This is a genomic window from Neobacillus drentensis (assembly GCF_036965245.1).
In the GTDB taxonomy this organism is placed as follows: Bacteria; Bacillota; Bacilli; order Bacillales; family Cytobacillaceae; genus Neobacillus; species Neobacillus drentensis_G.
In genome coordinates this window covers 127,633-140,140 of record NZ_JBALPG010000048.1, presented here as the reverse complement: position 1 = coordinate 140,140, position 12,508 = coordinate 127,633, and the positions used below count along the sequence as shown (strand labels likewise).

11 protein-coding genes and 1 other annotated feature are annotated in these 12,508 nt (G+C 40.9%); of the genes, 8 read left to right on the top strand and 3 right to left on the bottom strand.

Annotated elements, in window-relative coordinates; all coding sequences use genetic code 11:
* Positions 1 to 234: 234 nt before the first annotated feature.
* Entirely contained in the window at positions 235 to 441 is a 207-nt protein-coding gene (gene sspI / locus V7150_RS12365; protein WP_335518308.1) for a small acid-soluble spore protein SspI, read from the bottom strand.
* A gap of 250 nt (positions 442 to 691) precedes the next feature.
* On the opposite strand from sspI, the gene V7150_RS12360 reads away from it, so the two are divergent.
* From V7150_RS12360 to pheT, 4 genes are all read left to right on the top strand, one after another.
* Complete coding sequence (locus tag V7150_RS12360; protein ID WP_335518305.1) at positions 692 to 1,441, top strand: TrmH family RNA methyltransferase; 750 nt, start codon at positions 692 to 694, stop codon at positions 1,439 to 1,441.
* Positions 1,442 to 1,503: 62 nt separating this feature from the next.
* Positions 1,504 to 1,751 (top strand) — a binding site (T-box leader).
* Between the two features lie 42 nt (positions 1,752 to 1,793).
* Positions 1,794 to 1,970 carry a hypothetical protein gene (locus tag V7150_RS12355; protein WP_335518302.1) on the top strand — a complete coding sequence of 59 codons (177 nt, stop codon included), beginning with the start codon at positions 1,794 to 1,796 and terminating at the stop codon, positions 1,968 to 1,970.
* Positions 1,971 to 2,018: 48 nt separating this feature from the next.
* Complete coding sequence (gene pheS, locus V7150_RS12350) at positions 2,019 to 3,056, top strand: phenylalanine--tRNA ligase subunit alpha (protein ID WP_335518298.1); 1,038 nt, start codon at positions 2,019 to 2,021, stop codon at positions 3,054 to 3,056.
* Between the two features lie 229 nt (positions 3,057 to 3,285).
* Positions 3,286 to 5,700, top strand: a complete 2,415-nt coding sequence (pheT, locus tag V7150_RS12345; protein ID WP_335518295.1) for a phenylalanine--tRNA ligase subunit beta — start codon at positions 3,286 to 3,288, stop codon at positions 5,698 to 5,700.
* A 323-nt stretch (positions 5,701 to 6,023) separates the two neighbouring features.
* Here pheT and V7150_RS12340 read toward each other — a convergent pair whose 3' ends face one another.
* Positions 6,024 to 6,317 carry a 4a-hydroxytetrahydrobiopterin dehydratase gene (locus V7150_RS12340; RefSeq protein ID WP_335518292.1) on the bottom strand — a complete coding sequence of 98 codons (294 nt, stop codon included), beginning with the start codon at positions 6,315 to 6,317 and terminating at the stop codon, positions 6,024 to 6,026.
* A 40-nt stretch (positions 6,318 to 6,357) separates the two neighbouring features.
* Positions 6,358 to 7,308, bottom strand: a complete 951-nt coding sequence (gene rnhC / locus V7150_RS12335; protein WP_335518289.1) for a ribonuclease HIII — start codon at positions 7,306 to 7,308, stop codon at positions 6,358 to 6,360.
* A gap of 161 nt (positions 7,309 to 7,469) precedes the next feature.
* Here rnhC and zapA point away from each other — a divergent pair, with 161 nt between their 5' ends.
* The 4 genes from zapA (at position 7,470) to V7150_RS12315 (ending at position 12,495) form a co-directional block, all read left to right on the top strand.
* Positions 7,470 to 7,730 (top strand): cell division protein ZapA, encoded by a 261-nt coding sequence (gene zapA, locus V7150_RS12330; RefSeq protein ID WP_335518286.1) that lies wholly within the window; start codon positions 7,470 to 7,472, stop codon positions 7,728 to 7,730.
* 5 nt (positions 7,731 to 7,735) lie between these two features.
* The gene (locus V7150_RS12325; RefSeq protein ID WP_335518283.1) at positions 7,736 to 8,278 is read left to right on the top strand and encodes a CvpA family protein; all 543 of its coding nucleotides are present in this window, start codon (positions 7,736 to 7,738) and stop codon (positions 8,276 to 8,278) included.
* A gap of 126 nt (positions 8,279 to 8,404) precedes the next feature.
* Positions 8,405 to 10,120, top strand: a complete 1,716-nt coding sequence (gene polX, locus V7150_RS12320) for a DNA polymerase/3'-5' exonuclease PolX (RefSeq protein WP_335518280.1) — start codon at positions 8,405 to 8,407, stop codon at positions 10,118 to 10,120.
* Positions 10,121 to 10,137: 17 nt separating this feature from the next.
* On the top strand, positions 10,138 to 12,495 hold the full coding sequence (locus V7150_RS12315) for an endonuclease MutS2 (protein WP_335518277.1): 2,358 nt from the start codon (positions 10,138 to 10,140) through the stop codon (positions 12,493 to 12,495).
* Positions 12,496 to 12,508: the final 13 nt, after the last annotated feature.

Sequence of the window (12,508 nt, the reverse complement as noted above, 5' to 3'; positions counted from 1 at the left end):
CCGATAAACTGCCGAATTCACTGATAAAACTTGAAAATTCACCGATAAACTGCTCGATTTTGCTTAGAACTTGAAAATTTACTGATAGACAATGTTTTTTCACTGATACGGTGCACATTTCCATGGTCTTCCTGATTTTTCAGTGGAAAATGCATCTGTTTTTGCTTGAAAACTCAATTTATACAGAAAAAAGCTGTCAATCTATCCGATTAACAGCTCCGGCCCGAAAGATTTTTATTTTAGCCCGTTTTCAAGGACTGTAAGCATTTCTTTCTTCTCTTCCTCAGATGAATTTTTCCAAATGATTTCAAACAAAACTCCAAGTCCAGGAAGCATCTTTTCTTCCCCATTATGAATCGCATCCACGATTGTATCTTCTAACTCTGCTTGCGTATTACCAGAAACATTGTGAATAATGGCGTTTCTTAGGTTTAAATTCATACCTGCACACTCCTTTTATTCCTGTATTTCTTTAATATGTTTTCTATTTTTGGTTTTATTATGTATTATTGTTATCATAAAGTGAAACTTCAATCAGTAGGAGTTTTTTCTTTTTACTGTATTTCACCAATCTAGCTTCTAAGGGTAGTTGTCCCCCGCTTAAACTATTAACCCTCAAGTCTTGAAGTGGGAGCTTACTGTTCATTAATATGGGATAAAATCACATGAGATTTCTAAAGGAGAACCAGTTTTGAAACATATTGAATCTGTTAATAATCCTAAGGTAAAACAATGGAAAAAACTTTTAACCAAAAAAGAGCGGGATAAGTCTGGCACATTTTTAATTGAAGGCTTTCATTTAGTGGAAGAGGCGTTAAAACAAGGTGAGCAAATTTTAGAAGTAATTGTTTCGGAAAAAGTAGGCTTGCCGCCGCGCTGGGATTTCGCTGGAACACCGGTCATCCTTGTTACGGAGGAGATTTCGAATTCTTTATCAGAGACAGAGGCGCCACAAGGAATTTATGCGGTCTGCCGCCAAGCAAAACCGGAAGTTCGAAATGCAAAAACCTTCCTGCTTATTGATGCAGTTCAGGATCCCGGTAATCTTGGTACGATGATCCGTACAGCAGATGCAGCTGGGATTGATGCCGTCGTCGTTGGCCGCGGCAGTGTGGATCTTTTTAACTCAAAGGTGTTAAGATCGGCGCAGGGAAGTCATTTTCACCTTCCAATCATCAGAGGTGACCTGCATGAATGGATAAACAAACTTCTAGAAAAAAATATCCCTGTATACGGAACAGCACTAGAAGGGGCATCTGCATACACTGATATTTCAAGTGGAGATTCTTTTGCATTGATTGTTGGGAACGAGGGAAACGGCGTAGGTAAAGATATTCTTTCAAGCACGACTGCTAACCTTTATATTCCGATTTACGGTAAAAGTGAGTCGCTAAATGTAGCAGTTGCGACCGGGATTTTGCTCTATTATTTAAAAAAATAGATGCAAACAAGTTTGACCTTTTGAGGAAAATTATTATATAATAATGAACAATATTGATAATAACAAAAACGATGACGGAGAAAAGTACCTTGTCTAATGACCATTTAGGGAGAAAGTGCCGCGACTGAAAGCACTTTTATGGATTGGGACTTGAGAAGTTCACCTCCTGAGTTGGCATCGGGACCATTTTTTGAAAAAGAAATGTAAAGATGCACCGGCAGATGCCGTTATCCGAATGAAGCGAACACAATATTTCTAACATATCGTGTTTACAAGGGTGGTACCGCGAATAACAAACCTCGTCCCTTTCCAGGGATGGGGTTTTTTTGTTTTTTTCGGTTCATTACACCTGGTGCCTGACACCCTTCCTACTGTCATTGTATTACTAATGGTGCTGTCACCACGGATTGGCGGGATTATCTCTGAACTTGGCGGTATAATCCCCAAGTTTGGCGGAATTATCTTCAGACTTGGCGGAATTAATCCTAAGTTTGGCGGAATTAATCATAAAATCCGCGGAATCATATGATTTTCCACTGTCCGGCCCAATACCGATCAAAAATAAGGAGGAATAGACGTGCAAGAACGATTAAAGGAATTGCAGGAAGAGGCTATTCAAAAAATTGAACAGTCTGCAAGCTTAAAAGAATTGAATGACATCCGTGTTGCGTATTTAGGTAAAAAAGGTCCAATCACTGAGGTACTGCGCGGGATGGGTAAGCTTTCTGCTGAAGAACGCCCAGTCATGGGAGCACTCGCAAATGAAGTACGTGAAGCGATTGCGGTAAAAATCGAAGCGAAACAAAAGGGGTTAGAAGAGGCGGCTGTCCTTGAAAAGTTAGCTTCGGAAAGCATTGATGTTACCCTCCCTGGACGACCAGTTAAGTTAGGAAACCATCATCCGCTGACAAGAATCATTGAAGAAATAGAAGATTTATTTATTGGTATGGGCTATCAGGTCGCTGAAGGTCCGGAAGTTGAACAGGATTATTATAACTTCGAAGCTCTTAATTTACCGAAGGGACATCCTGCCCGTGATATGCAGGACTCGTTCTATATTACCGAAGAAATTTTAATGAGAACTCACACATCTCCTGTCCAAGCGAGGACAATGGAAAAACATCAAGGTAAGGGTCCAATTAAAATTATTTGCCCAGGTAAAGTGTACCGCCGCGATAATGACGACGCGACTCATTCTCATCAATTCATGCAAATCGAGGGACTTGTGGTCGGCGAGAATATCCGGATGAGTGACCTCAAAGGAACATTAGAGGTTTTTGCTAAAAAAATGTTCGGCGAAGACCGTGAAATCCGCTTAAGACCAAGCTTCTTCCCATTCACAGAACCATCTGTTGAAATGGATATTTCTTGTAAAATTTGCGGCGGCCATGGGTGCAGCGTTTGTAAGCAAACAGGCTGGATTGAAATTCTTGGCGCTGGCATGGTTCATCCAAACGTCCTTGAGATGGCTGGATATGATTCTAAAAAATACACTGGATTCGCCTTCGGTATGGGACCAGAGCGGATCGCGATGTTAAAATACGGTGTCGATGACATAAGACATTTTTATACAAATGATGTTCGTTTCTTAAAGCAATTTTCAAAACATGAATAGGACTTTAAGCAGAAGCGCCTCAAACAAAGGAGTTATAGGGAGAATTACCGACTGGCAAGCAGAAAAAAGCCAGAGATTAGTCCCCCCTAATGCGTACAGAATGCGTTAGCTTTTTGTATCCAGTGATAAGACGAGCCAGTGTGAAGGTTACTATTTAATCTTCTTGCCGGAATGGCTTAGACCAGAAAGCTCCTAGACGCTGAAGCTAGATAATAAGGAGGATGACGAGATGTTCGTTTCATATAAATGGCTCCAAGATTACATCGATTTATCTGGAGTAACAGCAGCAGAATTAGCTGAAAAAATCACTAAAAGCGGGATCGAAGTTGAAGGAGTAGAAGTATTAAACGAAGGCATTAAAGGTGTTGTTGTCGGTCATGTGCTAGAACGTGAGCAGCATCCAAATGCCGATAAATTAAGTAAATGTCTTGTTGATGTTGGCGAAGAGCAGCCAGTGCAAATTATTTGCGGTGCGCCAAATGTGGCACAAGGACAAAAGGTTGCTGTAGCAAAAGTTGGTGCCGTTTTACCTGGCAATTTTAAAATTAAACGGGCAAAGCTTCGCGGGGAAGAATCGAACGGAATGATTTGCTCCCTTACTGAGCTTGGAATGGAAGGAAAGGTTGTTCCAAAAGAATATTCCGAGGGCATCTTTGTTTTTCCAGCAGATGCTGAGGTTGGTGTCGATGCACTTGCCATGTTAAATCGAGACGATGAGGTTCTGGAGCTTAGTTTAACGCCAAACCGGGCTGATTGCTTAAGTATGCTAGGGGTAGCTTATGAGGTGGCAGCGATTTTAGGAAGAGAAGTTAAGCTTCCTGAAACAAGCTTGGATCCTGTTGCTGAAAAAGCTTCTGATTATATAAAGATTGTAGTAGACGCGAAAGAGGATAACCCATTATATGTGGCAAAAATGATCAAAAATGTAAAAATTGGTCCCTCACCTCTTTGGATGCAGACGCGATTAATGTCCGCGGGAATCCGTCCTCATAATAATGTTGTCGATATTACTAACTATATTTTATTAGAATACGGTCAGCCGCTTCATGCGTTTGATTATGACCGTTTGGGATCAAAAGAAATTCTTGTCCGCCGTGCAAACGATGGCGAAAAATTTGTAACGCTTGATGATGTTGACCGGACACTTTCATCTGATCATCTTGTCATTACTAATGGTGCAGAGCCAGTTGCTCTTGCTGGTGTTATGGGAGGCGCCAATTCTGAAGTTACTTCAGATACAACGACCGTTCTATTGGAATCCGCTTATTTTAACGGTGGAACTGTCAGAAAAGCATCAAAAGATCACGCCTTAAGAAGTGAGGCAAGTGCGCGGTTTGAAAAAGGGGTTGACCCTAATCGTGTTCGTGTTGCAGGTGAACGTGCTGCATACTTGATGGCAAAGTTTGCTGGTGGTGAAGTTTTAGAAGGAGCTGCCGAAGTTGATACATTAACGATTGAACCAGCCGTTGTTTCGATTACTCTTGAAAAAATCAATCGGGTCCTTGGAACAGATTTAGTAATTCAGGATGTAAAAGAGATCTTCGAGCGCTTACAATTTGCTGTAAGTATCGAGGAAGATTTGATTACAGTAACGGCTCCAACGCGCCGCGGTGATATCAGAATCGAAGAAGATTTAGTGGAAGAAGTTGCCCGCCTTTATGGTTATGACAACATTCCTAAAACATTACCAATTGGGTCAAGTACACCGGGGAAATTGTCAGACTATCAAAAGAAACGCCGTGTAGTCCGTCAGTACCTCGAAGGTGCAGGATTATATCAAGCTGTAACTTACTCTTTAACAAGTGAGGAAAAGGCTTCACAATTTGCCCTAGAAAAACGTAACACTATTCGTCTTGCAATGCCAATGAGTGAAGAGCGCAGCATCCTCCGTTTAAGCATTTTGCCACAACTATTGGAGGTTATAAAATACAATAGTGCTCGTCAAAATGATAGCTTAGCTGTGTATGAAACTGGTGCCGTATTCTTAGCTAATGGAGTGGACACTCTTCCGGAAGAAAAAGAGCATTTAGCTGGAGCGGTAACCGGCTTGTGGCACAGCCATTCATGGCAGGGAGAAAAGAAACCAGTCGACTTCTTCGTTGTTAAAGGGATTTTAGAAGGAATGTTTGCCAAGCTCGGTCTGGTGGAACAGGTAGAATATGTTCAGGCACAAGTAGACGGCATGCATCCTGGTCGTACTGCAGAAATTAGCTTGAATGGTGAAAAAATCGGCTTCGTCGGTCAAGTACACCCAAGTGCCCAAAAAGAACTTGATTTAAAAGATACCTATGTATTTGAACTATCATTAAAAGCTGTACTAGAAGCAGACATACCTGTATTACAATACGAAGCCATCCCACGCTTCCCATCTATCACAAGAGACATTGCCCTCGTGGTAAACAGAGAAACGGTGTCAGGCACCTTAAAGGAAATAATTTTAACGGCAGGTGCGCCGCTTCTGAAGGAAGCTTTAGAGTTTGATTTATATGAGGGAGACAAGATGGAAGCAGGTAAGAAATCGATTGCTTTCTCACTTAAATATGTTGATCCTGAGCGTACATTGACTGATGAAGAGGTTACGAAGGTTCATGGGCGCGTGCTTGAAGCCCTGAAGGATAAGGCTAACGCAGTTTTAAGAGGTTAATCAATAGAGGCTAGCTCGAAAGGTCGTTTTCGGGCTGGCTTTTTTTGCTGAAAATTAGGTGATATTTCTGATTCGCTGATAAATAGCACAGATTCGCTGATAAAATGTAAAATTCGCTGATAAATTGCTAAAAAATGCAAAAAAACGCTGATAAAACTAGATAATGACATTTTGACAGGCGACGAATCCCCTTTTTTGTGTAAATATTGCCTTTATTAAGTACAAAAAATATTTTAAAAGATTTTTCGCGAAATTTTCTCTTAAAACACAACAAAAGAGGTTGCCACACTTAAAATATAGGGCAACCTCTTTCAATGCCATCTTCAATTACATTTATCATAAATAGCATCATAGTTTTTCGCCAAAGCAACATCTAGATCGGTTAAGCCTCCAGCATTCCAAGAGGTAAGCCTAAGTGTCACTAATTTGTAGTCAATTGCTATAAACGGATGATGATTTTTTTCCTCAGAGAGCTGGGCGATTTCATTTACAAACGCCACCCCTTTTAAAAACTCCTGAAAGCGATACTTTTTCACAATAAATTTACCGTCTAGTTTCCAGCCGGATAAATCCGCAAGAGATTGATGAATCTCTGTTAAACTAAGTCTATTCGTCACTAAAATCCCTCCAAACACAATTTATTTACATATTTATTCTTCAGCTCTGTTTTTTATTTACAAGTGCTATCGCTTTATCGGTATTGGCAAAGTGAAGCTTAACAAAGGTTGGCAAAATGTCGCGGCCTTTATTTAAAATCAATTTGGCTGCAGCAACATCAACTTGTGCCCCGGCACCTTTCGGAATCCTAAATCCTGCTGCTTCGCTAAGCTTATCTATATACTGAATAAAGGCATAGCGGGCGAGAATACTAGCAGCGGCAACCGCCAGATGAATGCCCTCTGCTTTAGTACTAAAATAAACGTCTTTATTTACAACAACTTTCTGTCCTTTTAAGTGCTGAAAATAGGTGCTTGGCTGGACAAATTGGTCAATTAGGATGGCTTCTGGTTTTGCAGGTGCAATTTTCTCCAGCACATTTAATATTGCTTGATTATGAAGGATGGCCTTCATCTTCCCTTGGGACATCCCCGACCGCTGTACCTGATTATATTTTTCATTTTTCAGTGTCATCAGGCTAAACGGAACGACACCTTTGATGACTTTGGCAATTGCAATGATTTTTTCATCATTTAAGTCTTTCGAATCGCGCACGCCTAGTTCCTTTAATAACGGAATATCTTCTTTTTTTACATAGGCAGCAACGACGGTTATCGGCCCGAAAAAATCACCAGTGCCTACTTCATCTGATCCGATGGCGGACATCTCACCGATGCCAAAAGGAAGGTGTCCTTTAGCCACTGATTTTACTTTGGCAACAGCCGGCTTTTTACCGGGGGTGCTGGTACTTTCACTCCACTTATTGGCCTCTTTTTCACAATCATTCCCCTGAAATAAGACTTTTCCTGATTTATAAGCTGTGATCATACAGGCTGGAGTTTTCGCTGCAAACACACTTCCAGGTATGTTTTTATCTAAAAGCTGTCTTCCGTAATAGTTTTTCATTTCGTTAATCTTAGACATTTCCAAATTTAGTACAACATTTCCCACTGTAAAAACACCACATTTCTTTAAATAATATCACTCAATCTTTGATAGCTGCCTGTCGCCCCTGGTCAACGCACTTCAGCCTTTTTGATTTGTTTGACTTTTCGACTTCTATAAGTTCGTGTTATGATATAGAATAGGATTCTTGAATGGAGGATTAAACGTTGTCAAATAAACAAAAACACCGAACAACCGTTGATATATATGGACAGCAATACGTCATAATGGGTACTGAAAGCCCAAGCCATATTCGGCTTGTGGCATCGTTGGTTGACGACAAAATGTGTGAAATACATTCTAAGAATCCAAATCTAGACGTGAGTAAACTTGCTGTATTAACAGCGTTAAATGCAGTCAATGATTATATTAAAATAAAAGATCAATTAGAGCGGCTGCAAAATGAACTAGAAAAAGAAAAGGACTAAAAATCATGTTAGATCTAGCAATTATCATTTTTTTAATTATAGGATTCTTTGTCGGCCTTAGAAGGGGTTTTATCCTGCAGCTTGTTCATTTAACAGGTTTTATTATTGCATATGTTGTTGCCACTTTATACTACGAAGAACTGGCACCAAAGCTGACACTATGGGTTCCTTATCCAAACCTTGGTGAAGGCACTACCTTAAAGATATTAACGGATTCTAGCAATATGGAAACGGCTTTCTACCGTGCCATTTCCTTTGTCATTATCTTTTTTGCCGTAAAAGTGTTATTACAAATCATTGGATCAATGCTTGACTTTATCGCCCATTTGCCAGTCCTAAAGCAGATCAATGTATTTGCTGGCGGCATTCTAGGTTTTTGTGAAGTCTATTTAATTATTTTTATTTTATTATACATTGGTGCCTTAATACCAATAGAACTTATTCAAAATCAATTGGATCACTCAATTTTAGCAAAAGCAATTGTGAATCACACCCCTATCCTTTCACAGCAAATCAAAGGCTTGTGGATTGAATATTCAGCTGCTTAAACTTCTCTGTAGCAGAGAAGTTTTTCTTTATTTGCTCCAGCACCTGGACAAGTCGCTTCCGCTTTTATTTCTTTTCCTTCATTAATAGGATAAAATGAAGATGCTAAACTAAGGCAGGTGGATGAAATGGAAGTAAATAAAAAAGAAATTATTCGTTTATTAGAAATGATTGCGATTTATATGGAATTAAAAGGGGAGAACCCATTCAAGGTTTCGGCATTTCGCAAGGCAGCAGCCGCACTCGAAACGGATGAGCGCTCCATAACAGAGATTGAAGACTTTACTGCGATCGCGGGAATTGGCAAAGGTACTGCCTCCGTAATTGATGAATACATAAAAGAGGGTACTTCCTCAGTATTAAAAGAGCTAAAAGAAGAAGTACCGTCTGGTTTGATTCCTTTGCTACAGCTCCCAGGACTTGGAGGTAAGAAAATCGCCAAGCTATACAAGGAGTTAGGCATTGTAGATGTTTCAAGTTTAAAAGAAGCCTGTGAAGCAGGGAAAGTACAAGCTCTTGCCGGTTTTGGTAAAAAAACAGAGGAAAAAATCTTAGGCTCTATAGCCAATGTTGGGACAAGACCTGATAGGCTTGCTCTTGCCTACATGCTTCCAATTGCTGAGCAGATTGAAGCAAGACTTGCAAAATTACCGGAGATTGACCGTTTTTCGAGAGCGGGAAGTTTAAGAAGAATGCGAGAGACAATTAAGGATCTCGATTTTATTATTTCAACAACCCAACCAGAATTCGTTCGTGAGCATCTCTTAAAATTACCAAGCATAAAGGAAGTAATTGGTGCCGGAGATACAAAGGTTTCCATAGTATTTGCACTTGATTATGATATTTCCGCTGATTTTCGTCTCGTTAAACCGGAGGAATTTATCACAACCCTACACCATTTTACTGGTTCAAAAGATCATAATGTCCGGATGCGGCAACTGGCGAAAGAACGTGGAGAAAAAATAAGTGAATATGGTGTAGAAAACGTGGAAACAGGTGAAATCCTTACCTTTTCTTCGGAAGAAGAATTTTTCAAGCATTTTGATCTTCCGTTTATTCCGCCGGAGATTAGGGAGGACGGGAAGGAAGTAGAATCTTTCACTGCTAATGAATCGTTAATCGAGCTTGCCGATATTAAAGGCGATCTTCATATGCACACGACCTGGAGTGATGGCGCCCACTCGATAGAGGAAATGGCAGAAGCCTGCCGTGCACGTGGATATCAATACATGGCAATCACCGACCATTCACAATACCTCAAGGTAGCGGGTGGTCTCACTCGTGAAAGGCTGTTGAAACAAAAAGAAGAAATTAAAAAATTAAATGAGAAATACGATGACTTTCTCATCTTATCAGGGGTGGAAATGGATATCCTTCCTGACGGTACATTGGACTATGATGATGAGCTGCTTGCAGAAATGGATTTTGTGATCGCTTCGATTCATTCTGCTTTTTCCCAGCCCAAGGAAAAAATCATGGATCGGCTGAGGACGGCCCTTGAAAATGCTCATGTGGATTTAATTGCCCATCCTACCGGCAGAAAAATTGGCCGCCGTGAAGGCTATGATGTTGACATCGATTTATTAATTCAGCTCGCTAAAGAGACCCATACAGCCTTAGAATTAAATGCGAACCCAAACCGGCTTGACCTTGCAGCGGAATATTTACGGAAAGCACAGGAGGCCGGTGTAAAAATTCTTATCAATACAGATGCCCACAAAATAGATACATTAAAGCATATGGAAATCGGTGTTTCTGCTGCTAAAAAGGGCTGGATAAAAAAATCAACAGTGCTAAATGCACTCGATAAATATGACTTACTTGAATTTCTGCATAATCGATAAAAAGGAGGCTTAACTCCATGCAAGAAAGAGCCTTAAAGGTATTAGAATTCACAAAGGTGAGAGAGCTGCTTCTAGAGCATGCTGCTTCCTCACTTGGAAGAGAAAAAATAAAGCACCTAGTGCCATCCACTGATTTTAATGAAGTAGTCAGACTTCAAACAGAAACCGATGAAGCAGCAACGGTTTATCGCATTAAAGGAAATGTCCCGTTATCAGGGATTCATGATATTCGTGCCCATATTAAGCGCTCAGTTATCGGCGGTGTCCTCAGTCCGCACGAATTAAACCAAATCGCCAGTACGATTCATGCCAGCCGCCAGATAAAGCGATTTATTGAGGATATTGCCGCGGAAAGAACGGAACTGCCACTATTATCAGAACAGGTAGAGCGAATTATTCCGCTTACAAACTTGGAACAGGAAATTAAACATGCCATTGATGAAAGCGGTGAGGTGTTAGATAGCGCGAGTGACCTGCTTCGCTCCTTAAGACATCAGCTCAGGTCAAATGAGTCACGTGTCCGAGAAAAATTAGAAAGCATGATTCGTTCCTCGAACGCGGCAAAAATGCTGTCCGATGCGATTATCACGATTCGAAATGACCGATTTGTTATTCCAGTTAAGCAAGAATACCGCGGCCACTATGGCGGGATCATTCATGACCAAAGCTCATCCGGACAAACTCTATTTATTGAGCCGCAGGTCATTGTTCAATTAAACAATCAATTACAAGATATTAGGGTTAAGGAACAGCTTGAAATTGAACGGATCCTGACCGAGCTTTCTGCGAAAGCGGCTGAGCATGAGAGTGAGCTCAATGTAATCGTGGAAGTCTTAGCTAATTTAGATTTTATTTTTGCAAAAGCAAGATATGGGAAAAAAATAAAGGGATCCAAGCCAGAGATGAATACTGAAGGGCGAATTACCTTATATAAAGCAAGGCATCCGTTAATTCCCATCGATGAAGTGGTCGCTAATGACATCATGCTCGGGAAAGAGTATACAACCATTGTTATTACCGGTCCGAATACGGGCGGTAAAACAGTCACATTAAAAACACTTGGATTGTGTTCCTTAATGGCGCAGGCTGGATTGCAGGTTCCTGCTTTGGACGGTTCCGAGCTTGCCGTCTTTGATACAGTATATGCCGATATTGGCGATGAACAGTCGATTGAGCAAAGCTTAAGTACATTTTCCTCACATATGGTCAATATCGTTGACATCTTAAATAGTGTTGATTTTAATAGCCTTGTGTTATTTGACGAGCTTGGAGCGGGAACAGATCCCCAGGAAGGTGCAGCCCTGGCGATTTCGATATTAGATGAGGTTCACAAGCGTGGGGCAAGAGTTATTGCCACAACCCACTATCCAGAATTAAAAGCGTACGGTTATAATCGTGAGGGTGTCTTAAATGCCAGTGTAGAGTTTGATGTCGAGACCTTAAGCCCGACTTATAAGCTGCTGCTTGGAGTACCCGGACGGAGTAATGCTTTTGAAATCTCGAAACGTTTAGGGTTAAATGAACGGGTCATCCAAGCAGCCCGCTCACATGTAAGTGAAGACACGAACCAAATTGATAAGATGATTGCTTCCTTAGAAGAAAGTAAGCGGCAGGCGGAAATGGAGCAGCAGGAAGCTAGGGATTATTTAAAGCAGGCAGAGAAGCTTCATCAGGACTTGCAAAAACAAATGATTGATTTTTACGAGAAAAAAGACACAATGCTTGAAAAGGCAGCAGAAAAAGCAGCAGACATCGTGGATGAGGCAAAGCAAGAAGCTGAGCAGGTTATCCGTGATCTCCGCAAGATGAGAACTGAAAAACATGCGGAAATTAAGGAGCATGAATTAATTGATGCCAAAAGACGACTCGAAGAGGCTGCGCCGGAAATTAAGAAATCAGAAAAGCTAACCAATAAAAAAAATAAAAAGCACACGTACATGCCTGGTGATGAAGTAAAGGTTTTAACCTTTGACCAAAAAGGATCGCTGGTCGAAAGAGTTTCAGCGAATGAGTGGCAGGTTCAGATCGGCATTTTGAAAATGAAGGTAAAAGAGAAAGATATGGAATATATGAGTACGCCTAAACAAGTGGAAACAAAGCCAATGGCCATTGTTAAAGGGCGGGATTCATATGTTAAACTGGAACTAGATCTTCGCGGGGAAAGATATGAAGATGCCCTGTTGAAAGTGGAAAAGTATATTGATGATGTCCTTCTATCCAGTTATCCTCGTGTATCGATTATCCACGGGAAAGGGACTGGTGCGTTAAGGCAAGGGGTTCAGGAATATTTACGAAACCATCGTGCAGTTAAGAAAATTCGCTTTGGAGAAGCCGGAGAGGGTGGTTCAGGCGTAACCATCGTAGAATTTAAATAATCTCAGGGAGAAA

What these genes read in the sequence shown, in the direction of transcription:
- sspI (WP_335518308.1), bottom strand. Translation starts at nt 441, where the DNA reads ATGAATTTAAACCTAAGAAACGCCATTATTCACAATGTTTCTGGTAAT.
- pheT (WP_335518295.1), top strand. Translation starts at nt 3,286, where the DNA reads ATGTTCGTTTCATATAAATGGCTCCAAGATTACATCGATTTATCTGGA.
- V7150_RS12325 (WP_335518283.1), top strand. Translation starts at nt 7,736, where the DNA reads ATGTTAGATCTAGCAATTATCATTTTTTTAATTATAGGATTCTTTGTC.
- polX (WP_335518280.1), top strand. Translation starts at nt 8,405, where the DNA reads ATGGAAGTAAATAAAAAAGAAATTATTCGTTTATTAGAAATGATTGCG.
- V7150_RS12315 (WP_335518277.1), top strand. Translation starts at nt 10,138, where the DNA reads ATGCAAGAAAGAGCCTTAAAGGTATTAGAATTCACAAAGGTGAGAGAG.